This window comes from uncultured Roseibium sp. (assembly GCF_963675095.2).
Classification (GTDB): domain Bacteria; phylum Pseudomonadota; class Alphaproteobacteria; order Rhizobiales; family Stappiaceae; genus Roseibium.
Genome location: NZ_CAXXSJ010000028.1, coordinates 279945 through 302795 on the forward strand (window position 1 = coordinate 279945; position 22851 = coordinate 302795).

24 protein-coding genes are annotated in these 22851 nt (G+C 62.3%); 11 read left to right on the forward strand and 13 right to left on the reverse strand.

Features of this window, described 5'->3' with window-relative positions; translation table 11 throughout:
- Positions 1–23: 23 nt before the first annotated feature.
- Entirely contained in the window at positions 24–1040 is a 1017-nt protein-coding gene (locus ABIN98_RS11035) for a polyprenyl synthetase family protein (RefSeq protein ID WP_394701482.1), read from the reverse strand.
- 163 nt (positions 1041–1203) lie between these two features.
- Between ABIN98_RS11035 and ABIN98_RS11040 the strand changes: the two genes are divergently transcribed.
- Both ABIN98_RS11040 and ABIN98_RS11045 read left to right on the forward strand, forming a co-directional pair.
- Positions 1204–1443 carry a DUF2007 domain-containing protein gene (locus tag ABIN98_RS11040; protein WP_346909924.1) on the forward strand — a complete coding sequence of 80 codons (240 nt, stop codon included), beginning with the start codon at positions 1204–1206 and terminating at the stop codon, positions 1441–1443.
- Positions 1443–2261: a methyltransferase gene (locus ABIN98_RS11045; RefSeq protein WP_346909925.1), complete on the forward strand. Its 819-nt coding sequence runs from the start codon at positions 1443–1445 to the stop codon at positions 2259–2261. Before ABIN98_RS11040 ends, ABIN98_RS11045 begins: the two co-directional genes overlap by 1 nt.
- 8 nt (positions 2262–2269) lie before the next feature.
- On the opposite strand, the gene ABIN98_RS11050 is transcribed toward ABIN98_RS11045, so the two are convergent.
- From ABIN98_RS11050 to ABIN98_RS11060, 3 genes are all read right to left on the reverse strand, one after another.
- Complete coding sequence (locus ABIN98_RS11050) at positions 2270–2542, reverse strand: Usg family protein (RefSeq protein WP_346894758.1); 273 nt, start codon at positions 2540–2542, stop codon at positions 2270–2272.
- A 128-nt stretch (positions 2543–2670) separates the two neighbouring features.
- A complete protein-coding gene (locus ABIN98_RS11055; protein WP_346909927.1) occupies positions 2671–3015 on the reverse strand; it encodes a cytochrome c in 345 nt (114 codons plus the stop codon).
- Between the two features lie 82 nt (positions 3016–3097).
- Positions 3098–3517 carry a rhodanese-like domain-containing protein gene (locus ABIN98_RS11060; protein WP_346909929.1) on the reverse strand — a complete coding sequence of 140 codons (420 nt, stop codon included), beginning with the start codon at positions 3515–3517 and terminating at the stop codon, positions 3098–3100.
- 79 nt (positions 3518–3596) lie between these two features.
- On the opposite strand from ABIN98_RS11060, the gene ftrA reads away from it, so the two are divergent.
- The 3 genes from ftrA (at position 3597) to ABIN98_RS11075 (ending at position 7183) form a co-directional block, all read left to right on the forward strand.
- On the forward strand, positions 3597–4610 hold the full coding sequence (ftrA, locus tag ABIN98_RS11065) for a transcriptional regulator FtrA (protein WP_346909930.1): 1014 nt from the start codon (positions 3597–3599) through the stop codon (positions 4608–4610).
- A 107-nt stretch (positions 4611–4717) separates the two neighbouring features.
- Positions 4718–5656: a MoxR family ATPase gene (locus ABIN98_RS11070; RefSeq protein WP_346909931.1), complete on the forward strand. Its 939-nt coding sequence runs from the start codon at positions 4718–4720 to the stop codon at positions 5654–5656.
- Between the two features lie 387 nt (positions 5657–6043).
- On the forward strand, positions 6044–7183 hold the full coding sequence (locus ABIN98_RS11075; RefSeq protein ID WP_346909932.1) for a VWA domain-containing protein: 1140 nt from the start codon (positions 6044–6046) through the stop codon (positions 7181–7183).
- On the opposite strand, the gene ABIN98_RS11080 is transcribed toward ABIN98_RS11075, so the two are convergent.
- From ABIN98_RS11080 to ABIN98_RS11100, 5 genes are all read right to left on the reverse strand, one after another.
- Entirely contained in the window at positions 7180–7899 is a 720-nt protein-coding gene (locus tag ABIN98_RS11080) for an LrgB family protein (RefSeq protein WP_346909933.1), read from the reverse strand. The two genes, ABIN98_RS11075 and ABIN98_RS11080, sit on opposite strands and share 4 nt — an antisense overlap.
- On the reverse strand, positions 7892–8257 hold the full coding sequence (locus ABIN98_RS11085; protein ID WP_346909934.1) for a CidA/LrgA family protein: 366 nt from the start codon (positions 8255–8257) through the stop codon (positions 7892–7894). The genes ABIN98_RS11080 and ABIN98_RS11085 overlap by 8 nt, the downstream gene beginning before the upstream one ends.
- 341 nt (positions 8258–8598) lie before the next feature.
- The gene (locus ABIN98_RS11090; RefSeq protein ID WP_346909935.1) at positions 8599–9318 is read right to left on the reverse strand and encodes a hypothetical protein; all 720 of its coding nucleotides are present in this window, start codon (positions 9316–9318) and stop codon (positions 8599–8601) included.
- A gap of 72 nt (positions 9319–9390) precedes the next feature.
- Positions 9391–9900 carry a L,D-transpeptidase gene (locus tag ABIN98_RS11095; protein ID WP_346909937.1) on the reverse strand — a complete coding sequence of 170 codons (510 nt, stop codon included), beginning with the start codon at positions 9898–9900 and terminating at the stop codon, positions 9391–9393.
- A gap of 127 nt (positions 9901–10027) precedes the next feature.
- Positions 10028–11131, reverse strand: coding sequence for a branched-chain amino acid ABC transporter substrate-binding protein (locus ABIN98_RS11100; RefSeq protein WP_346909938.1), 1104 nt, complete (start codon positions 11129–11131; stop codon positions 10028–10030).
- Between the two features lie 264 nt (positions 11132–11395).
- On the opposite strand from ABIN98_RS11100, the gene ABIN98_RS11105 reads away from it, so the two are divergent.
- Together ABIN98_RS11105 and ABIN98_RS11110 are read left to right on the forward strand one after the other, a co-directional pair.
- Positions 11396–11968, forward strand: a complete 573-nt coding sequence (locus ABIN98_RS11105; RefSeq protein ID WP_346909939.1) for a flavin reductase — start codon at positions 11396–11398, stop codon at positions 11966–11968.
- 68 nt (positions 11969–12036) lie between these two features.
- Positions 12037–13041: a P1 family peptidase gene (locus ABIN98_RS11110; RefSeq protein WP_346909940.1), complete on the forward strand. Its 1005-nt coding sequence runs from the start codon at positions 12037–12039 to the stop codon at positions 13039–13041.
- Between the two features lie 34 nt (positions 13042–13075).
- Here the strand turns inward: ABIN98_RS11110 and ABIN98_RS11115 are convergent, their stop codons facing one another.
- Positions 13076–13702, reverse strand: coding sequence for a LysE family translocator (locus ABIN98_RS11115; protein WP_346909941.1), 627 nt, complete (start codon positions 13700–13702; stop codon positions 13076–13078).
- A gap of 101 nt (positions 13703–13803) precedes the next feature.
- A complete protein-coding gene (locus tag ABIN98_RS11120) occupies positions 13804–17316 on the reverse strand; it encodes an indolepyruvate ferredoxin oxidoreductase family protein (protein ID WP_346909943.1) in 3513 nt (1170 codons plus the stop codon).
- Between the two features lie 147 nt (positions 17317–17463).
- Between ABIN98_RS11120 and ABIN98_RS11125 the strand changes: the two genes are divergently transcribed.
- Complete coding sequence (locus ABIN98_RS11125; RefSeq protein ID WP_190292739.1) at positions 17464–17943, forward strand: Lrp/AsnC family transcriptional regulator; 480 nt, start codon at positions 17464–17466, stop codon at positions 17941–17943.
- A gap of 66 nt (positions 17944–18009) precedes the next feature.
- On the opposite strand, the gene ABIN98_RS11130 is transcribed toward ABIN98_RS11125, so the two are convergent.
- Complete coding sequence (locus ABIN98_RS11130; RefSeq protein ID WP_346909944.1) at positions 18010–18927, reverse strand: AEC family transporter; 918 nt, start codon at positions 18925–18927, stop codon at positions 18010–18012.
- Positions 18924–20174 (reverse strand): FAD-binding oxidoreductase, encoded by a 1251-nt coding sequence (locus ABIN98_RS11135; RefSeq protein WP_346909946.1) that lies wholly within the window; start codon positions 20172–20174, stop codon positions 18924–18926. The genes ABIN98_RS11130 and ABIN98_RS11135 overlap by 4 nt, the downstream gene beginning before the upstream one ends.
- A gap of 112 nt (positions 20175–20286) precedes the next feature.
- Here ABIN98_RS11135 and ABIN98_RS11140 point away from each other — a divergent pair, with 112 nt between their 5' ends.
- The 3 genes from ABIN98_RS11140 to rpe all read left to right on the forward strand — a co-directional run bounded on the left by ABIN98_RS11140 (position 20287) and on the right by rpe (position 22849).
- The gene (locus tag ABIN98_RS11140) at positions 20287–21252 is read left to right on the forward strand and encodes a sodium:proton symporter (RefSeq protein ID WP_346909948.1); all 966 of its coding nucleotides are present in this window, start codon (positions 20287–20289) and stop codon (positions 21250–21252) included.
- A 57-nt stretch (positions 21253–21309) separates the two neighbouring features.
- Positions 21310–22053 carry a DUF2259 domain-containing protein gene (locus ABIN98_RS11145; RefSeq protein WP_346909950.1) on the forward strand — a complete coding sequence of 248 codons (744 nt, stop codon included), beginning with the start codon at positions 21310–21312 and terminating at the stop codon, positions 22051–22053.
- Between the two features lie 124 nt (positions 22054–22177).
- Positions 22178–22849 carry a ribulose-phosphate 3-epimerase gene (gene rpe / locus ABIN98_RS11150; RefSeq protein ID WP_346909952.1) on the forward strand — a complete coding sequence of 224 codons (672 nt, stop codon included), beginning with the start codon at positions 22178–22180 and terminating at the stop codon, positions 22847–22849.
- Positions 22850–22851: the final 2 nt, after the last annotated feature.

Here is a 22851-nt window from a genome sequence, read left to right on the forward strand (position 1 = left end):
CAACTGGTGCCAAGTAGATTGGCTTAGCTCACCCGGGAAATACAGAACGCGACGGCTTCGGCCAGGGCGGTCTGGTGAGCACCGGCGGGAAGACGGTCCAGCGCCTTCAAGGCGCTTTCGCCATAACTGCGCGCGCGTTCCACCGTATCAGAGATGGCATCGTATTTGGTCATCAGCTCGATGGCATGGTCCAGATCGCCATCCTCGATACCATCGGTTTCCAGGCACCGCTTCCAGAACACCTTGTCCTCGTCGCCACCGCGCTGAATGGCGAAGACGACCGGGAGCGTGATCTTGCCTTCGCGGAAGTCGTCGCCGACATCCTTGCCCAGATCCGCGCTGGAGCCGCCGTAGTCGAGAGCGTCGTCGACCAGCTGGAAGGCCAGGCCCAGTTCCATACCGTAGCTTCGGGCCGCCTGTTTCATCTCGGCACTTTCGCCGGCTACCACCGGACCGACTTCGGCGGCGGCCGCAAACAGCGCTGCCGTCTTGGCCTCGATCACCTTGAGGTACTGGGCTTCGGTTGTGCCGATGTCCTTGGCCGCACCGAGTTGCATCACCTCGCCTTCCGCGATGATTGCGGAAGCCTCTGACAGGATGCGCAGGGCTTCGAGCGAGCCCACGTCGACCATCATCTTGAAGGCCTGGCCGAGCAGGTAGTCGCCGACCAGAACGCTGGCCTGATTGCCCCACAACTTGCGCGCCGCCAGCTTGCCGCGGCGCATGTCGCTTTCGTCGACCACATCATCGTGAAGCAGCGTCGCGGTGTGCATGAATTCCACGCTGGCCGCGAGGGTCACGTGGCCGTTGCCCTGATAGCCGAACATGTCGGCACAGGCGAGCGTCAGCATCGGCCGCAACCGCTTTCCGCCGGAAGAAATCAGGTGCTTGGCGATCTCCGGGATCAGTTCCACGTTGGACCCGGCCTTCGACAGGATGATCTGATTCACCTGGTCCATGCCCCCCGAAACCAGGTCGACGAGCGACTGGATACCGGGCTGAACGGATTTAGGGTCGGTCATAGATGCGACAACGGCCACCAAAGGCACTCCTGTTTTCTTGTTGTGCGGACAATATGGCGGCGATAAGCCTTGGGCAAGGGAGCAATCGGTCGCCGGGGCTTGAAAAGCGCCCGGCAGCAGGTTTTGCTGGCATTTAACAGCGTTACGGCCTGCGGCAAATTCACAAACTGACAAGGTCTGAATGGAAGAACTGCTGCGAACCAACGATCCGGTACTCATTTCCTTTCTGGAATCGCTGCTCGGCGAGGCCGGCATCCGGTATTTCGTTGCCGACGACAACATGAGCATTCTGGAAGGGTCGATCAGCATGATCCCGCGCCGGCTGCTGGTCGCTGCCGACCAGATTGCCCAGGCCCGGCGCCTCGTCACCGATGCCGGCCTGGCCCATGAACTCGGGCCGGAAAGCCCGACCTCTTTCTGATGACGGATACGCCCGACGATACGGACGCAGCCGGCACCACTCAGGAAACCACCCGTGACGCCTTCCTCGGCGGCCTCGTTCACGTGCATCAGCCGAAAAAGGGACGGCACCGTGCCGGGCTGGATGCGGTCTATCTGGCCGCAGCCCTCCCCGACGGTACCAAAGGCCATGTCGTGGACCTGGGCGCGGGCGTGGGCACCGCCGGCCTTTGTGCCGCTGCCCGACTGGCCGATATCGACGTGACCCTGGTCGAAATCGATCCGCTGGTGCTCGGCCTTGCCCGCGAGGCCCTGGCCGACCCGGCCAATTCCGCCTTTGCCGGCAGGGTGAAGGTGCTGGAGGCGGACATCACCGCCAAGGGCAGCGAACGCCATGCAGCCGGCCTGACGCCGGGCATGGCCGACCATGTCATCATGAACCCGCCCTATTATCCGCCCGGGTCCTTCCGGGCCTCTCCGGCCAGCGCGCGGGCGAGCGCGCACATGCTGGACGACCGCGGACTGGAACCCTGGGCGAAAACGGCGACCGACATCCTGCGCGAGGGTGGTAGCCTAACGGTGATCTTCCGGGCCGACGGCCTGCGCGAACTGCTCGACGTCCTGACCGGCCGGTTCGGCGCCATCGATGTCATCCCTTTACGCCCGCGCCCCGACGCCCCGGCCACCCGCATCCTCATCCGCGCCATCCGCGCCAGCAAGGCGCCCTTGCAGCTTCAGCCGGGCTTTGTCCTGCACAAGGGAGACGGCTCGGATTTCACAGACGAGTCCCGCGCCGTGATGCGCGATGGCGAAGGTCTGGGCCTGACCAATCGCGGCTAATTCGCTGTCTAGTGAACCATGATTTCGCCGTTGGCGTAGCGGTAGTCGACCGGTTCGAGAAGATCCTGATGCGCTATCCGGACCGAGTGGATCCGGCCCTCGATTTCCTTCTCCCAGAAGCCCAGAAACTTCTTCAATTCGGGGAAATGCGGGGCGAGGTCTTCCGTTTGCCACAGGAAGCTTTGCAGGAACTTGGGATGATCGGGAAGCCGGTAGAGGATCTCGGCGGTAAGCAGTCCGTAGCCGAGGATGCGCTTTTGAAAATCCGAACCAACCTTCATGATTGCCTCACTTTCATTCACGATGAAAAAGTGTCCACGCAATCAGGTTAACGCGTTCTTAATTCGTGTCAATTTGGTGAATTATATCATGGACTTAGCAGCACAATGCAAAGAGTGCTGCCAAGCTTCTACTTGGTCTGGATTGACGTCAGATAGCCGAGAAATGCATCGATATCCTCGGCACTGAAGGAAAATTCCGGCATGCCTTCGTGACCGGTGACGATGCCTTCCGCGAGGCTCTCTTCCAGATCCTCCAGTGGATAACGTTTCGCCAGGTCCCGGAAGGCGGGCGCGCCCTCGATCTTGCTTTGGTCATCCTTCTCGACCGCATGGCAGGCCGCACAATAGATCTCGGCCAGTTCCAGCCCCGTCGCGACCGAGACCGGATCGGTCGGATAGGTCTCAGCCGATGCAGTCTGTATCGCCAGAATCATCGTTACGCCGGTCGCTGCGGTCAAAAGCCTGCGCTGCATGGTTCCCTCCCCGGATCGCGTCGGATCCCTTTATAGAAAGAGAGGTATAACAGAACCATAAGGACGATTACGAGGTCTCCGCTCACCCAGCAATGGAGCCTGGTTCCTTCCCCGTGGCAAAGGGCAGCCCTTCGTCCTCCCAGCCGGTCAGTCCGCCGATCATGAGTTTAACCGGCCGGCCGAGCCGGGCAAGCTTCAGCGCCGCCTTGTCGGCGCCGTTGCAGTGGGGACCGGCACAATAGACGACGAACAGCGTGTCTTCCGGCCACTGCGCCATCCGCGCTTGGTCGATCTCCTTGTGGGGCAGATGCAGGGCGCCGGGAACATGACGGCGTTCATAGGCTGCCGGAGATCCGACCACATGCAGGAGCACGAAGTCCTGCTCTCCTGCCTTCATGGCCGACGCCACGTCATCGCAGTCGGTCTCATTGGAAAGCCGATGGCTGAAATGGTCGATGGCCTGTTGCGGTTCTGCGGCCAATATTGCGCTGACAACACTCATGAAACATCTCCTTGAAACTGTTGGTGCGATGGCTGTCGTCAGTCCTATCCGATGGATCGGCAATTGACCGCTGGCATGAATGCCATCTATCGTAAAATTCATGCCAAACACACAGAGCCCCGAACCGCCGACCAATCCGCTCGTCGTCGCCCTTGCCTACGACGGCCTGTGCCTGTTCGAATTCGGCGTGGCCTATGAAGTCTTCGGCCTGCCCCGGCCGGAAATGGGCGACGACTGGTACGACTATGCGGTCGCGTCCTCGGATGCTGGCGATATTCGCGCGCCCGGCGGATTGCGCATCGCCGTCGACGGCGGTCTTGAGGTGCTCCAACAGGCCGGAACCGTCATCGTGCCTGGTTGGCGTTCAGCGCATGCGCCCGTACCGAAAGACCTTGTCGGGGCCCTGAAAGCCGCGCATGCAAATGGCGCCCGGCTGCTGTCGATCTGCTCCGGCGTCTTCGTGCTTGCCGCTACCGGCCTGCTGCACGGAAAGAAGGTCACGACCCACTGGCGCTACACCGAGGCCCTGCGGGAGCGCCATCCGGAACTGGAGGTGGTGCCCGACGTACTTTATGTCGACGAAGGCCAGATCCTGACCTCCGCCGGAAGTGCCGCCGGTATCGACCTCTGCCTGCACCTGGTGCGCCGCGACCATGGCACGGCAGCCGCCAATTCCGTCGCCCGGCGCCTTGTCGTGCCGCCCCACCGGGACGGCGGACAGGCGCAATATTCCGAGCTGAGCGTGCCGCAGCCCCATGAGGGCTCACGCCTCAGCCCCCTTTTCGATGACTTGCGGGCGAACCTTCAGACCCCCTGGACCATTTACGACCTCTCCCGCCGCGCCGGAATGAGCGAGCGCACGTTCCTGCGCCGGTTTCAGGCGGCGACCGGCACCACGCCCGCCCGCTGGCTGCTGGCCGAAAGGCTTCGCCGCGCTCGCCAGCTTCTGGAGGACACGACCGAGACCGTCGACCGGATCGCCGATCGCTGCGGCTTCGGCACCGCCACCAACCTGCGCCATCATTTCGGGCGCGAACTCGGCATCACACCGACCAGTTACCGCAAACAGTTCCGCGGTCTGGCTCAGGCCTGAGACAGGTCACCGTTACCAAAGTTCGATTGCTGCCTTTCAGCCCTGCCGCAGAAAGGTTACATAACCTAAGCTGAGAAAAATCCGGAAAGCCAGACGAGCGACACCCGATGACCCAACATCCCCTGCCCGCTTCCATCGAAGACACCCTGACGCTTCTGGAAAGCGCCGGCTATGTGGCCGACCGGTCGCTGGCGACCGTGCTGCACCTGTCCCTGCGCATGAAGCGCCCGCTGTTCCTGGAAGGCGAGGCCGGCGTCGGCAAGACGGAAATCGCCAAGGTCCTGTCCGAAACCCTCGGCCGCGACCTGATCCGTCTGCAATGCTACGAGGGTCTGGACGTGGCCTCCGCTGTCTACGAGTGGAATTACCCGGCCCAGATGGTGGAAATCCGCGTGTCGGAAGCCTCCGGCGACACCGACCACACGGAGCTGTCCAAGTCCATCTTCGACGAACGCTTCCTGATCAAGCGTCCCGTTCTGCAGGCGCTGGAGCCGCATATCAACGGCGCGCCGGTATTCCTGATCGACGAACTCGACCGGGCCGACGAGGCCTTCGAGGCTTTCCTCCTCGAAGTGCTCGCCGACAATCAGGTGACCATTCCCGAACTGGGGACGATCAAAGCCGCCGAACCGCCGATCGTCATCATCACCACCAACAGGACCCGAGAGATCCACGACGCGCTGAAGCGCCGCTGCCTCTACCACTGGGTCGATTACCCGGATGCGGAGCGCGAGCTGGAAATCGTCCGCCGCAAGGTGCCGGGCGCCGCCGATCGCCTCAGCCAGGAGGTTGTCGCCTTCGTCCAGAAGCTGCGCGCCGACGAGGACCTGTTCAAGCAGCCGGGCGTTGCCGAAACCCTCGACTGGGCAACGGCGCTCAGCGAACTCGACGCCATGGCGCTCGATCCGGATGTCGCCTCCGACACCCTCGGCGTCCTCCTGAAATACCAGGACGACATCGAACGCGTCCGAGGCTCCAAGACCCGTCAGCTGATCGAACAGATCCGCAAGGAAGAGCCGAAAACTCCGACTATGCCGGCGGTTTGAGCGGACAAGGTAATGCGCAAACGATCTAGCCACTTGCACCCCTCCCCCCCCTTGAGGGGGAGATGTCCGCAACTGCGGACAGAGGGGGGTGTCGCGCCTCTCGGCATAAGGCAACACCGGCGCCGATCGCCGGTTACCTCTCCCAAGGGGAGAGGTCGGAGCGAAGCTCCGGGTGAGGGGTTTCAAACTCTCCGTATTTCACAGACGCTGTATCCCCTCACCCCAACCCTCTCCCCATGGGAGAGGGAGCTGGAGCCGCATTGGAAGAACCGCCGCACTCAAGCTACCCGGAAGTGGGGCGTGTCATGACCAACCCTCTCTCCCGAGGCCGAAGGCCGCATCGTCGACAATATCGTCCATTTCGCCCGCACGCTGAGGAAGGCCGGCATGCCGGCGGGGCCGGCCACCGTTGTCGATGCGGTGCGCGCCGTGGAGATCGCCGGGATTTCCAGCCGGGAGGATCTCTACTGGACCCTGCATGCGGTTTTCGTGCGCAAGCGCGAGCATAGGGTGCTGTTCGACGAAGCGTTCCGCATCTACTGGCAGAGCCGCGGGCTTGTCGAAAAGATGCTGGCGATCCTGTCGCCGGTCGCCCCGCCGCGCGGCGCACCGGAAAAGCCGAAGGCCGGCCAGACCCGCGTCTCCCAGGCTTTCCAGGCGTCCAGGGAGCGAGCGAGCGAGGAAACCCGGCCGCAGGTCGAGGTCGATGCCAAGTTCACCGTCTCCGGCAAGGAACTGCTGCAGACCAAGGACTTTGCCCAGATGACGGCGGACGAAATCGCGGCCGCCAAGCAAGCGCTACGCGACCTCGCGATTCCCTTGGACAAGATCCGCCAGCGGCGGCTCAAGCCGGCAACCCGCGGGCGGATCGATCCGCGCCGGACGCTTCGGGCCTCCATGCGTGCCGGCGGAGACATCATTGACCTGAAATTCCGGCGCGCCCATGAAAAGCGCCCGCCGCTGGTCGCGCTCTGCGACATTTCCGGCTCCATGAGCCAGTACACCCGCCTGCTCCTGCATTTTCTGCACGCCATGACCGAGGAGCGGCGCGACGTGCACACGTTCCTGTTCGGCACGCGGCTGACCAACGTGACCCGCCAACTGCGCATGAAAGACCCGGACGAGGCGCTGGAAGCCTGCAGCGACGGCGTTGACGACTGGTCCGGCGGCACGCGCATCGCTACGGCACTCCACGAGTTCAACCGGGTCTGGTCGCGCCGGGTGCTCTCCGGCAGCCCGACCGTTCTGCTGATCACCGACGGCCTCGAACGGGACACGGACGAGGATCTGGAGCGGGAGATGGACCGGCTGCACCGGTCCTGCCGCCGGCTGATCTGGCTCAACCCGCTGCTCCGCTTCGACGGTTTCCAGGCGAAAGCAAAAGGCATCCGCGCCATGCTGCCCCATGTGGACGAATTCCGCGCCGCTCATTCGCTCGACGCGGTTGCCGATCTGGTCAAGGCGCTTAGCGGCGACAGCGGATCGTCATTCCAGACCGATCCACGCCGCTGGCTGAAAGCCGGTTAGAACAACCAGTTCCACAACAGTGGCAGCAGGATCGCGGTTGCCAGCGCATTCAGCCCCATGGCCAGGCCGGAAAACGCCCCCGCGACCTCGCTGACCTGCAAGGCCCGCGCAGTGCCTATACCGTGGGAGGCGGTGCCGATGGCAAGTCCACGCGCGGCCATGTCCTTCACCCTCAGAAGATTGAGCAGAAACGGTCCAAGCGCCGCACCCAGGATACCGGTCAGGATGACCAGAACGGCGGTGAGCGACGGCAGGCCGCCGAGCTGCTCGCTGATGCCCATGGCGACCGGGGCCGTCACCGATTTCGGCGCCAGGGACACCAGGATTTCATCCGTGGCACCGAAAACCCAGGCGATACCGACGGCACTGACAATCGCCGTGAGTGACCCGGCGAGCAGGCTGACCGTGATCGCCAGGGCCGACTTCCGCACCCGTTCGATCTGCCGGTAGAGTGGCAGGGCAAGCGCGACCGTTGCCGGCCCGAGCAGGAAGTGGACGAACTGCGCGCCCTCGAAATAGGTCGCATAGGCCGTGTCCGTCACCGTCAGGATGGCGACCAGAACGACGACGGCGAACAGCACCGGATTGAGAAGCGGGTTGAGCCGGCCTTTCCGGTAGATCCAGAAACCCATCTGATAGGCCGCCAGCGTCAGGGTCAGCGCCAGAAGCGGACTGGCGGCGAGATAGACCCAGATATCGCGCAAACCCTCACCCATCGGTCTTCTCCGCTTCCTGGCGGTCGCTCCCGCCAAAAAGGTTCATGACCAGGGCCGTCACAGCAATGGTGGCCAGCGTGCTGCCCACCAGGGCGAGCGTGATGGCGAGCGCCTGTTCTCCGATCAGGGCGATATGCAGCATGACGCCCACGCCAGCGGGGACGAAAAGCAGCGAAAGGTTGCCGAGGAAGGTATCGCCGACCTGCGCCAGCCCCTCCGGGAGGCCGCCTTTGATCACGAGCCCGGCAAACAGGATCACCATGCCGATCACCGGCCCCGGCACCGGCAGCTCCAGTGCTGCCTTCAGGAGTTCGCCCGCAAGCTGGCAGGCAAAGATGAGGGTGAGATAGAAAATCATGGCCGCTCCCCGGGAATCTGCTTTCACGAAGAGTGAAACGGCCGGGGGGCCATGGCAAGCGCCGGGAAATGCTCAGCCGCCCGAAAAGACGAAAGTCCGCCCTCACCAGGCTTGGGGGCACCCGGTAAAAGCGGACCTTCCACACCCGGAGAAACCCGGTTGTCTGTCTTGGTCGGTCCGTCCACGTGCGCGTAAGGCACAGCCAACGAAACCGACCCTCACGTTCAAGATAGAGAAATAAGAGCGCGGAACAACACGCCCTCCCCGCGTCAAATTGTTTCGCCTGCGGCCTAAGAGGCTGTCGCTCCAAGCGGCCTACAGAAACCAGATCACGATGGAAACTACAGCTTGAACACCGTCATCCATGACGTTCCGGTCACCGAATAACGGTGCTCCCCGGTGAGCGCTTTCAAAACCGCACGCATGTGTCTCGCGCCATAGACGACCGCGATCCGGCTTGGCTCCGATCCGCATAAATTGACCGTTTCCAGCAAACGGGCAACGAGTCGTTCATCCCGCGCATCTCTAATTGCATGGTGAAACAGCGTCAGGTTTTCATCGTAGCTCAGCCACTCATCCCGGCTGGTCAGATAGGAAAATTCAAGTCTGGATGCCATGGTTTCCCGTGTTGCGAAAAATCGCCGATGCAAGCCAATTGCCGGAGGAACAACATAAGCCAGCGCTCGCAGCCAAAGCGGAACCTTTTGCCAAAGCTGTTCGAATTCCTGTTGTTCCAGATCTGCATGCACCACATGGGCACGCAATCCCTCGAAGTTGCTCAATGCGTCCCCGCCCAAATAGCGGCTCTGCAGCACGAGGTTCAGACGCTTTAAGCTCTCTAGCCACCTGTAGCTTCGGGTCAAAGCATTTACGATGGGCGACTTCACGCCTTCGACCAGGACATAATCGAATGACCAGGCATCACGTAGCACCGCCTCGTAGAACTGCGATTCGCCTATGTGGATCATGGGGAACAGGGTGATTTCGACGGGATTGCCGTTGGATTTCAGTTCGATCCTGGCAGACCTCACCCCAAGGACCGAACTCTCGACTATCTGCATTCACTCCACCCGACCGACGTCACCAGAAAAACTAAACAGGATTCCCGGCGCAATCAAAAGCTGCAAATACAGTCACGGCACCGCAATCACCGGCGTTCTGATGCCGACGCGCTGGAACAGATCGGTGATGTCGGAATTGGCCATGCGGATGCAGCCATAGGAAACGGCGCGGCCGATCGAGCCCGGACGGTTGGTACCGTGGATGGCGTATTTTCCGCCGTTGAGGGTAAGGGCCGCCACTCCCATGGGATTGTTTGGCGCACCGCCTGCGATCACGTCAGGCAGGGAGGGATGGTCGCGGTGCACTTCAGCAGAGGGCGACCAGGCTGGTTTGATGTACTTGGCGTCGATGAAGGTCTGGCCGGTCCAAACCTTGCCCCGCTTGCCGACCGCCACCTTGTAGCGGATCGCGCGCCCGCCGCCGAGAACGAGGTAAAGCCGCTTTTCGGAATTCTTGATCACGATCGTGCCGGGCCGGAAACTCCGGTTCTGGAAACCGACCAGTTCGGCGGCGTCTGAAACGGTCGGAACAAGGCTGACAAGCAGAGCCAGAATGGCTGAAAACACCAGAGCAATACGCATAACAAATCCATCCCCGGAGCAATGGGGACAATGCTATTGCGCGCTGGAAGAAAGAAAAGAGCCCTTTCGGAAATTCTTTCCAAAAGGTTAAGATCGCCGCCCATGTCGAATACGAGCGACGAAAACGTTATTTGTAGCCGTATTTGCCGTTCTTCCACTCGTACCAGACATAGCCCGGCAGGGAGGAAGCGCCCTTGTCGTCGAAGGAGACCGGGCCGAGGATCGTGGAAAATTCGCCACTATCGAGCGCCCCGACCAGCGCGTTGAAGTCTGTCGACCCCACGGCCTCGGCAGCCTGGGCGAAGATCTGGATCGCCGCATAGGTGACGAGCGCATAGCGCTCCGACGGCTTTCCGGCGGTCTCCAGCTCCGCGATCACCGGCCGAGCCGCCTCGATCTGGCGCGGATCGGGATAATAGGTCACCAGCGTGCCCTCGCCCGCTGGCCCCGCAATCGCCCAGTATTCATCGGAAAGCAGCGCCTCGCCGGAGACCACGACTGTAGCCATGCCCTGCTCCACCATCTGACGCTTGATCAAACCGGCTTCCGCCGGAAAACCGCCGATGAACAACGCGTCGACGGCCTCCCCCTTCAGCTTGGAGACCAGCTGGGAATAGTCCTTTTCGCCGGGCGGAAAGGCTTCATAGAGTGTTTCGAACACGCCCGCGTCGTTCATGACCGCCTTGACCGCATCCGCCAGCCCTTTGCCATAAACCGAACTGTCGTGCAGGATGGCGATGTTCCTGCCCTTGAAGTTCTCGGCCAGAAACGCCCCCACCGTCTTGCCCTGTTGATCCTCCCGGGCACCCAGCCGGTAGATGCCGGAACCGGGACGCTCGTCGGTGTATTTCGGATTGCCCGCGCCGGGCGACATCTCGATGATGCCTTCCTTGGCGTAGACAGCGCTTGCCGCGATCGAGGGTTCCGAGCAGAAATGCCCTGCCATGAAGACCGCGCCCTTGCCGACCATCTGGTTGGCGACGGCAACGGCCTTGTCCGCGTCGCATTCGTCATTGGCGATCTCCAGAACCAGCTTCTCGCCATTGACGCCGCCGGCCTTGTTGATGTCGGCAACCGCCTGTTCGGCCCCGGCCTTCATCAGCTCTCCGAAAAGGGCGTACTGGCCGGACATCGGACCGGCCGTCGCGATCACGATATCGGCCCGGGCCACTCCGGTGAGAGCCAGGCCGGCGATCGCCGCCGCACCTGTCAAAATCCACGTCTTCATCATCTGGCGCTTCAGCTTTTCTTGTCGGTCACGACCAATTGGTACACGATGCAAACGGCTGTTTGGATATATTTTCTGTCATCTTCAGGATTTGCCTGCCGATGGTCGCCAAGACTAGAGGACCTGTAAAGACACGCATCCTGTCGTTTTCCGGATATTTTGCCTGCGCAAAAACGTGTCCTTCACCAATTCCCACCTATATTCTTTGGGGGAGGATCCCTCGCGCCACATTCAGCAACAGGGAACCAGCAGAAAGGAACGTTCTTTTTGGCCCTAAAGACTGCCGCCACGACCAAAGCCGCCGGTGCCGGAATTACCCCCTCCAAGGCGGGTGCTCCGGGGGATAGCTATGCGCCGCTCGACGGCGCCCATTTCCGCGAGGCCATGAGCCGGATCGTCACCGCGGTTCATATCCTGACGACCGACGGCGCGGCGGGTCGGCTTGGCGCGACGGTCTCCGCGGTCTGCTCTGTCTCCGACGACCCCTGCAGCATACTTGTATGCGTCAACCGGTCGAGCCGGGTGCATTCGGCAATCCTGAAAAATCGGGTCTTTTGCGTCAACACGCTGCAGCCGAACCACCAGGCCCTGTCCGATGCCTTCGCCGGGCGAGGCAATCTCGACATGGATGCCCGGTTCGCCATGGCCGAGTGGACGCCGCTTGCCACCGGATGCCCCGGCCTTAAGGATGCAAGCCTCAGCATTGATTGCGAGGTCTTCAGCATCTCCGAGATGGGCACCCATTCGGTGATCATCGGTACCGTCGCCGACGTGCGCATGAGCGATGAGGACCGCTCGCTGGTCTACATCCGGCGCGGCTATCACAGCGTTTCGAAATAATTCCCACCAATCGCCGCAGACTGGTCTAGACTGGTTTTCCAATAACCAGTTTCGAAAAGAAACCCGCCATGCCCGGCCCCCGAAACCTGATCACCGACGTCCCCGGCCTGAAGGTCGGCAATGCCGAAGACCCGGCCCTGAAATCGGGGGCGACGGTGCTGCTACCGGACGAGTCGGCGGTCGTGTCCGTCGCCATTCACGGCGGCGCGCCCGGCACGCGGGAAATCGCCCTGCTGGAGCCGGAACAGACCGTCGACAAGGTCGATGCGATCGTCCTTGCGGGCGGATCCGCCTTCGGCCTCGATGCCGGCGCCGGCGTCCAGGGACGGCTGGCCGAACTCGGGCGCGGCTTCGCCGTCGGGCCGGTACGCGTGCCCATCGTTCCGACCGCGATCCTGTTCGACCTGCTCAACGGCGGCGACAAGGGCTGGGGCGAGGCTGCCCCCTACCGGGATCTCGGCCGCGCGGCCCTCGACAACGTCGGCGAAGACTTCGCCCTCGGCTCCGTCGGCGCCGGAGCCGGCGCAACCACCGCCAATCTGAAAGGCGGGCTGGGGTCCGCCTCAAAAGTTCTGGAGAACGGCGTCACGGTCGGCGCGCTTGTCGCGGTCAACGCGCTTGGCCGGGCAACCGTGGGCGACACCGCCCACTTCTGGGCGGCCCCCTTCGAGATCAACGACGAATACGGCGGCCTCGGCCTGCCGCAACCGCTGCCGCCGGAAGCCATTTCGGTCAGAACCAAGCTCGACGGACTGAAGGCCGGCGCCAACACCACCATCGCGGCAGTGGCGACCGATGCGGTGTTGACCAAGTCCGAGGCCAAGCGGCTGGCGGTCATGGCCCATGACGGCCTGGCCCGCGCCCTGTGGCCGGCTCACACCCCGCTGGACGGCGATCTGGTCTTTGCCATGTCGACCGGCCGGAAAAAACTGGAACGCGGCCTGGAGGACATGGTCCAGATCGGTGCGGCGGCGGCCTCGTGTCTCGCCCGCGCCATTGCCCGCGGCATCTATCACGCGCAGGCTGCCCCGGACGACCCGGTGCCGACCTGGCAATCGCGGTTTAACAGGTAATCCTCCTGCAGCAAGTCAGCTGCCGGCCTAAATTTCAATTGCGCGAGACCGCAAGCCCCACTCCGCTGGCCACGAACAATCCGCCGGTCGCCTTGTAAACCGCTTTCATCACCCTTCGCGAAAAATCGAGCCTGCGAAGCCAGGCTCCGGCATAGCCGTAGAGGGCGGCCACGACAAAGGCGACCACGCCAATGACCGCGACCATTGCCGTCATCTGTGCCAGGGTGTTGTGGCCGGCGGTCAGGAACTGCGGAAACAAGGCGGTGAAGAACACGACCGCCTTGGGATTGCTTGCCGCAACCAGAAAGCCACCACTGAAAAGCCGCTTCCAGGCAAAACGAACGTCTTCCATTTCCGAAGCGAAGGCCAGCCGGTGTGCTGCCGTACGCCAGATCTGCACCCCCATGTAAATCAGATAGAGGGCGCCAGCATATTTAATCAGCAGAAACAGAAACGCCGAAGTGGTAATCACAAGGCCGAGTCCGGCGGACGCGGCCGCTGCCTGCAGCATGGAAGCTGTGCTGTTACCGGCAGCGGTCATCAGAGCCCGGCTCCCGCCATAGCGCGCGCCGTGGGCAAAGGCGATCAGTGTGCTTGGCCCGGGGATGACCGACACGCCGACGACGACAAGGAAAAAAACAACTAAAACACTGAAGTCCATGTCTTGCCGCCGAAGTGTTTGAGAACGGAAACGCTCAACACAGAGCCTTTCACGGTTGCCGTTTCCGCGCAACCATGATGGCAACTGTGCCCCGAGGACCGTTACTCGGCGGCTTCCAGATAGTCCTTGGTCGCGTTATCGCCGTCATTGCCGCCGCCGGAGCCGCGTTCGAGCTGGTCGAGCAGGGTTGCCCGCTTTTCGGCGGCCTTTGCCATATTGGCGTCCTTGACCGGACCGAAGCCCCGGATCATGTCCGGCACGCGGGCAAGCTCGACCAGAAGGCCGTAGTTCGCCGTTTCCAGCCGGTTCGTGATCGTCGCCAGGTCCTCGGTGTATTGCTGCACAAGCTTGCGTTCAGCCTTGCGCTCCGCGGTCCGCCCGAACGGGTCGAACCACTTGCCGCGAATGCCCTTGAATGCGGACATCAGCTTGAAGGCGCTGAAGATCCACGGACCGAAGGCGATCTTTTCCGGCCGGCCGGTCCGCGCGTCCTTGTGATGGGCGATCAGCGGCGGTGCCAGGTGGACCTTGAGCTTGCGCGGGTTCTCGAACCGCTCGGCGATCTTCCGCTTGAAGGCCGGGTCGGAGTAAAGCCGCGCGACTTCATACTCGTCCTTGTAGGCCATCACCTTGTAGAGCATGTCGGCCGCCGTTGCCGTCAACCGCAGCGTGCCCGGCCCCTTGACTTCGTCGGCGACTCGGACCTTGGAGATCGCGGTCTTGAAGGTCTGGGCGTAGCCCGCGTCCTGATAGGCGGTCAGCTCCTTCGCATAGGCTTCGATCTGCTCGTCGAGGCTCAGCTTGGGGGCCTCCACGTCCTTCGGCAGGTGCTCGAGAATGAGCTCCGGCGAAGCGGCCAGAATACGGCCTGCCCGGAAAGCCTGGATGTTGTTCTCCACGGCGGCCTTGTTCAGACGCAGCGCGCCTTCGATGGCCTGAGCCGAAATCGGCAGCGCGCCGGACTGGTAGGCCATGCCGACCAGGATCATGTTGGCGTAGATGGCATCGCCCAGAAGCTTTTCGGCAATACCGGCCGCATCCATGCCCAGATAGGCTTTCGAGGCTTCCTTCAGCGCCTTGTCCATGCGGATCTCGTCGAAGGAAAGCGTCTGGCGCATGACGAATTCCGCCGTCGGCGCAACCCGCGTGTTGGCAAAGGCTTTGGTCGCCTCACGGTTGGCCATTCCGAGCTGTTCCGCATTGGTCGCAACGACCATGTCGCTTGCCAGCAGCACATCGAGGCTTGCCGTCGGCACACGCGGTCCCTCGATGGTCTTGTCGCCGGCGGCAAACCGGACGTGAGACGTCACCGGACCGCCCTTCTGAGCCAGGCCGGTCATGTCCAGCGTGGAGGCATGCTTGCCGTCCAGATGGGCCGCCATGGCCAAGATCGCGCTGACGGTGGTCACACCCATGCCGCCGATGCCCGCGACCAGCAGGTTGACGGTACGCTCAAGACCGGCCAGTTCCGGTTCCGGAAGCGTTTCCAGGATCCTGTCGATATCGACATCGGCCTTTTCCGCCTTGCGCAGGGCCGCGCCTTCGATTTCCACGAAGGACGGGCAGAAGCCCTTAACGCAGGAAAAGTCCTTGTTGCAGCTCGACTGATTGATCGTGCGCTTTTCACCGTAAGGCGTCGCCAGCGGTTCAACCGACAGGCAGTTCGACTGAACGGAACAATCGCCACAGCCTTCGCATACCCTGTCGTTGATGAACAGCCGCTTGTCCGGATCCGCCATCAGGCCGCGCTTGCGCCGGCGGCGCTTTTCCGCCGCACAGGTCTGGTCATAGATGATGACGGAAACGCCGGGATAGTCCTGCAGGTCCTTCTGGATGTCCATCAGGTGATCCCGGTGATGCACGCTGGCACCGGGGGCGAGATCGCTCCAGGAGCCGTAATGGTCCGGATTTTCGCTGAGTACCTCAATGCGCTGAATGCCTTCCGCCGCCAATTGCTGCGTGATCTGCGGCACGGTCAGCTGCCCGTCCACCGGCTGGCCGCCGGTCATGGCAACCGCGTCGTTGAACAGGATCTTGTAGGTGATCGGAGCCTTGGCGGCGACCGCCTGGCGGATCGCCATTATACCGGAATGAAAATAGGTGCCGTCGCCCATATTGGCAAAGACATGCTTATCGTCGGAGAAATCCTTCTGCCCGATCCAGAGAATGCCTTCAGCCCCCATGGCGATCTGGCCTTCCATGGTCCGGCCCGCGATTTCCACCATGGCGTGGCAACCGATCCCGGGCATGACCCGCGCACCTTCCGGAGCGACGGTGGAGGTCGAATGCGGGCATCCGGAACAGAAATAGGGCGAACGGACCGCCCGCTCCGCATGGCCCTGCGCCCACATGACCTGCTTGTTCATGCGCTCGGCCACCTGGTGCATCTCATCCGTGACCACCTCTTTCGGCAGCCAGGAAATCAGGGCCTGAATGATCTCGGCAATGGAGAGTTCCAGAACGTCGGACAGGAAGGGCGCGCCATTCGGGCGGCGCTTACCCCAGATCTCCGGACGGTCGGATGCGGGACAATGATACAACGCTTCCTTGACCTGGGGTTCGAGGAAGGCCCGTTTGTGTTCCACGACCAGCAGGCGCTCCGCCCCCCGGGCAAATTCACCCAGACCTTCCGGCTCCAGCGGCCAGGGCATGGCAACCTTGTAGACGGCAAGTCCGATTTCACGCGCCCGATCCTCGGTCAACCCGATCAGGTCCAGCGCCTGGCGCAGGTCCCGGTAGGCCTTGCCGGTGGCGACCAGACCGAGCCGCACGCGAGACGTGGCACCGAAGGTTGCGCGGTCGAGCCGGTTGGCCCGCACATAGGCCTGCGCCGCCGGCAAGCGCAACTCGCGCTGTAGCCTTTCGGTTTCCAGACGGTTGGCCAAGAGAAGATCGCGGTTCTGGTGATAATCCTTGCGCGGATCGGCCTCTTCCGGGAACACGAAATGCAACCGGTCGTCGGAAACGTTGATCGTGGCCGACGCATCCATCGTATCGGCAACACAGATCAGGGCCGACCACAGCGCGGAGAACCGCGACATGGCAAGACCGTGCAGACCGTAGTCGAGAACATCCTGAATATCGGACGGATTGAGCACCGGGATTTCCATGTGCTCGAACATGAATTCGCTTTGTCCGGGAAGAACGGAAGATTTGGCCAGATGGTCGTCACCGGCCAGCGCCAGAACCCCGCCGTGGCGGTGGGTACCGGCGGCATTCGCCTGCTTGATCGCATCGCCTGCCCGGTCGACACCTGGCGCCTTGCCGTACCAGATGCCGAAGACGCCGTCATAGCCCGAGTGCCGGCCCGGCCCATGGAGCTTCTGGCTGCCGAACACGGCCGTTGCGCCTAGTTCCTCGTTCACGCCGGGCTGAAAGACGATGTTGCTGGGTTCAAGAAGACGGCGCGTGCGCACCAGTTCGGTATCGTAGCCACCAAGCGGCGAGCCGCGATAACCGGAGATAAAACCGCCGGTTTTCAGCCCCGCTTGCCTGTCGAACCGCGCCTGATCCAGGGAGAGACGAACCAGTGCTTGTATGCCTGTCAGATAAACCTGGCCATGCGTGGCGACATATTTGTCGTCCAGCGTGACAGTCGGCACATAAACATTCATTCGTTTCCCTCCTAACCGGTAACCGCGTCCGTAGCCTGTCCGGGCCTTGTCGTCGCTGAGGATAATATCATCCTTTTCGATGACAATTTCTGTGCTATCGTGACCTTCAATCCACGAAGAAACGCGTAATTATTCCCCAAAGCGCCGATGACCGAACATTATCTTCTCGACCCATCCGATATCAGGGTTCTCAAGGCCCTTCAACGCGACGCCTCTCTGTCCATCGCCGAGATCGCGAAGGAAGCGGGCATGAGTCAGACACCATGTTGGCGTCGAATCAAGAAGTTAAAGGAACAAGGTATCATTCGGCAAATCACGGCAATCATCGACCGGGAATCGGTCGGTCTGGGATTTGTCGCCTATTCCTTCGTGAAACTGGCGGTGCCCAGCCGGGAAAACATGGAAACCTTCGACCGCCTGGTGCACAACTGGCCGGAAGTGGTCACCTGCGAACGCATCACGGGTGCCGTTGACTATCTTATCAAGGTCATTACCGACGATATCAAGACCTACGACAACTTCCTGCGGCTCAAGCTGCTCGACAATACGCTCGTCTCCGACGTGCAGTCGAGGATCGTGGTCAGCACCGTGAAAGAGACCGTCGCCCTGCCCCTGCGCGAAAGCTGATCATAAAGCTGGAGGGGCGGCAAAACGTCTCCCCGGTAAAGCGGGCCCGCTGTCCCTCCTGCCGTTTCACAACAGGAACGCAAGCGTAACCACGCAAACGACCGTCGACAGCAGGATCGCCTTCATGATCACCGTTGGATCGATCCCGTAGCGCAATGCCAGAACGAAGGGCATGGCGCCGCAAGGGCCGGCGGCGACCAGCAGAACCGAATTCTGCCAGACAGGATCGCTGCCACCGGCGACCGCGACAAGTCCGAAATAGACGAGCGGGTGGACCAGAACCTTCATCAGCGCCGTCGTGGCCACGGCGCCTTCGATTCGCTTCAGGGGAACCGCGGACAACATCACGCCCAGCGCGAACAGGGCCGACGGCGCCGTCGCGGCCCCGACGAAATCCACGTACCGGATCAGTCCCGCGTGAAGCTGTAATCCGGAAAGATTTACCAGAACGCCGGCCGCCAGGGAAAGAATCAGGGGATTGCTGCCGATCTGCTTTGCGATCCTGACCAGGGATCCGCTGCCGGCACTGACCACGTCCAGAAGCAGGATCGTCGCCCCGTAAAGCACCACCGCATCGACGGCCATGACCGCGGCGACGGGCAGCGCCGCCTCCGGACCGATCGCCACCTGGGCGATGGGAAAGACGAAGAAGACGTGGTTGGCGAAACAACACGCCATGCCGATCAGCAAGGCTTCCAGAACGGGGCGTTTGAAGACGCGCCAGGTGACGAGAAATCCGAGCCCGTACATCAGGACTTCGCTCAGGAGATAGATCAGAACGATCTTGAGATCGAAATCGGCGAGCGGAGCCCTGGCGACCAGACCGAACAGAAGGGCCGGAAGCGCTGCCAGAATGACGAACTTGTTGATCGAGGTGGCGTCGGCCCGTGTGAGAACGCCGCGCCAGCCAAGTCCGAGCCCAAGGGCAAGTGCTGCAAAGACCGGCAGGATCGCGGTCTGTAGCGCAGCCAGAACCAGACTCATGCAATGAACCTCAGGGGCGAAAGCGGGCTCGCGTCTGCACACGGCTTCTCGCCGGTCATCAGTTCCGAAAGGATCCGCGCGGTCACAGGCCCGAGGGTGAAGCCTTCGTGCCCGTGACCGAAATTGTACCAGAGCCCCGGGTTTTCCGGCGAGGCGCCGACGATAGGCAGGGAATCGGGCAGACACAGCCGGCTGCCGAGCCAGGGGTCGTTGTCGATCTGGCGCCCCAGGGAAAAGATTTCCTCCGCCCGCTTGCGCGCCATCTTGATCAGCCCCTGCGACGGCGGCGCGTCGCGGTCGGCGAATTCGACCCCGGTGGTCAGCCGGATTCCCCGCTCCATCGGGGTCAGGACGAAGCCGTGCTCGACATCGACAACCGGCCGGGACAGGGACGCGCCGGAGGCCGGGCGGAAATGCGAGTGATAGCCGCGCTTGACAGCAAGTGGATAGTTTTCTCCCATTTTCTTCAGGAAGTCGCCGGACCAGGGCCCCAGGGCAACGACCACCTGTTTTGCCCTGATATCGCTGCGTTCCGCGCGCAGGTACCAGCCGTTCCGCTTCCGCTCCAGCCCGAGGGCGTTTCCGGTGAAGAACCGCCCGCCCTCCTGAATGAAGCTGCGCCAGATAGCGTCCGTTACCGCCGCCGGATTGGACACCGATTCGCTCTCCGGCCAATAGACCCCGAACAGCCCGTCGGTGATCAGGCCGGGTTCGACGGTATTGATGTCGCCGCCGCTGAACTCCCGATACTCGACACCGTAGATCCGGGCGAAATGGCGCTCCACTTCGCCGGCCGCCGCTCCCTTGGCCGAACGGTAGACATGCAGCCAACCGCTCTTGCGGTAGAAACGCTCCGCATTCGCCCATTTTGCCAGAGCCTTGTGCTCGCCCAGCGCCAGCGCTTTCAGCGGCGCCATGGCCTTGGCGTAGTCCTGCACGGCCTGGGCCGTATTGGAAAACCGCCGGTAGCGATAGAGCCAGGGAACCAGACGGATCAGGGTTGCGAAGTCGTAGGAAACGGCCGTGGACTGTTTCAGCGCAATGTCGAACAGAACCGCTGGATCGGTCGGAAACGGAAACGGGCAGAAGCCGCTGCGCTGGACGATCCCGGCATTGCCGAAAGACGTTTCTTCCCCCGGATGCCGCCGGTCTATCAGGGCCACATCAAGGCCGCGCTGGCGCAGATGAGCCGCAGTGGACACACCCGCGATCCCGGCACCGAGCACAATGACATCAACCTGATGCAAAACCGCCTCTTGGATTTTCCTTCCTTTCCGCTCATACCTTAAAAATCAGAAAAACCATATTCTTTGGCGACGGGGGCACAGGTTTATGCGCCCCTTAAAGGACAAATCCCGCATGCTGAGACTTCCCCTCGATGTCCTCGGATGGCTTGGACGCCGCGGAACCGTGGCAGTCGCGGCCAGCCTGTTCGTCGGCATGGCGTTGCCGTCCTGGTCCGCCTATGCCCGGCCCTGGCTCTCTCACACCGTCTTCGTGCTCCTGGTGCTCGCTTTCCTGCGCGTCGATCCGGTGGCCGTCCGCAGCCGGTTGAAACGTCCCGTCCTTCTCGTCTTCGCCGGCGTCTGGATGATGGTTGGACTGCCCGCGATCGCCGTCCTGCTCCTGCATGGCTTCGGTCTGACCGGTATCGGGCCGGAATTCACGCTTGCCATCTTCATCGTGACCGCCGCCCCGTCCGTCATGTCCGCACCGGCCTTCATCTATCTGATGGGCCTCGACGGCGCCCTCAGCCTCACGGTTCTGATCGCCTGCGTGCTGCTGACGCCGGTCACCGCTCCGCTGATGGGTGGCCTGATCCTGAACGGTGTGTTGCCGATCAGCGCACCGGACCTCGCTCTGCGCCTGTTCCTCCTGCTCGGCGGCGCCTTCCTTGTCGCCTCGCTCATCCGCCTCGTCACCGGCCGGGCGCGGATTGTCGGCTATAAGTCCCAGATCGACGGGCTCAACGTCCTGCTCCTGTTCTTTTTTGCAGTCGCGGCGATGGACAGTGTGGCCGCCACCTTCGCGGACCGGCCTCTCTACACCTTCGCGATCGCGGGCCTCACTTTCGTCGTCGCCTTCGCGCAAATCGGCCTGACCCTGCTGGTGTTCCGACCCGCGTCGCGCGCCGATGCCTTCGTGATCGCCCATTCCGCCGGGAACCGGAACCTGGGGCTGATGGTCGCGGCCCTGGGCGGTACGGTTCCCGAGTTCACCTGGCTCTGGTTCGCGCTCGGCCAGTTGCCGATCTACATGCTGCCGCTGATGCTCAAACCCTTCGGGCAATGGTATTCGAAGACCGAAGCCGAAAAAGCCGCCTGACATTCGCCGAAATAATGCGTAACGTGCGCCCGTCCTGGGCACACAGGAGTTTGATTTATGAAAATTTTCAGTCGGGCCTGCGCCGCTGTTTGCAGCACCTTTCTGGCCGCTGTCCTGGTTTCTTCGGCTCATGCCGGCGATTTTGCCGATGTCGACATTATCGGCTTTTCCAAGGACGGACGGCGCTTCGCCTTCGAACAATACGGTATCCAGGACGGATCCGGTTTTCCCTATTCGGAAGTCTTCGTGATCGATGTCCAGAAAGACAGCTGGGTGAAGCCCTCCCCCTTCAAGTTCGTCGAACAGAATGTGCCGGACGGTGTCGATCAGGACACGATCCTGGGGGACACGAGACACGTGGCAATCCAGGCCGCAAACGATTCCGGCCTGCTCGACGGTATTGACTATCCCGGGCAAACGGTCGGCGCCAATCCGGTGACCGAAGTGAGTGCGGATCCGCATCTCATGGTCGTCAATCCGCGGATTATTGTCCCGGCGTTTGACGATCCGATGGAGTTTTCCATCGAGGAATACCCGCTGGAGTCCGGCAAATGCGCCAGCTACGGCGCACAGACCAGAGGATTCCGGCTGACCATGCTCTACCAGGGAATGGCCAGGGTCCTGAACGAGGACAAGGACCTTCCCGAGAGCCGGGGCTGTCCGCTGTCCTACCGGATCGAACGGGTGATCACCCGTTACCCGGATGCGGGACCGCCGGTTTTTGCCGCCCTGATTCTCATGCAGACCCACGGCTTCGAAGGTCCCGACGGCCGTTATCTGGCGATAACCGGCCGGTTTTGACCCGATCTCCGGTATCACCCCGGGTCTGCTACTTGCTCCTGCCGGTATAGCGTGATAGCCGCCCGGCTGAGCCAAATTGCTGCGGGCGCCGGATCGGGCGCCCCGCCTTTTCCTGGAGCCGGAAATGACCCGTCAAATCACCATCGCCCCCTCGATCCTCGCCTCCGACTTTTCCAAGCTCGGGCAAGAAGTCCGCGACGTCGTCGAAGCCGGCGCGGACTGGATCCATCTGGATGTGATGGACGGTCATTTCGTGCCCAACATCACCTTCGGCCCGGACGTGATCAAGGCGCTGCGCCCGCATACGGACAAGGTGTTCGACACCCACCTCATGATCGAACCGTGCGACCCCTACCTGGAAGCTTTCGCCAAGGCCGGATCCGACATCATCACCGTCCATGCGGAAGCAACCACCCACCTGGACCGCTCCCTGCAGGCAATCCGCGCGCTCGGCAAGAAGGCAGGCGTGTCGCTCAATCCGGCCACACCGGAAAACGTCCTGGAATACGTGCTCGACCGGCTCGACCTGATCCTGATCATGACCGTCAACCCGGGTTTCGGCGGTCAGAAGTTCATCCAGGCTATGGTGGAAAAGACCGCACGGATCAAGGCGATGATCGGCGACCGGCCGATCGACATCGAGATCGACGGCGGCATCACCCCGGAAACCGCGCCGCTGGTCTCGGCTGCCGGCGCCAATGTGCTCGTCGCCGGCTCGGCCGTCTTCAAGGGCGGCTCGGTCGACAGCTACGCCGCCAACATCTCCGCCATCCGCAAAGCCGCGGAAGAGGCCTGAGA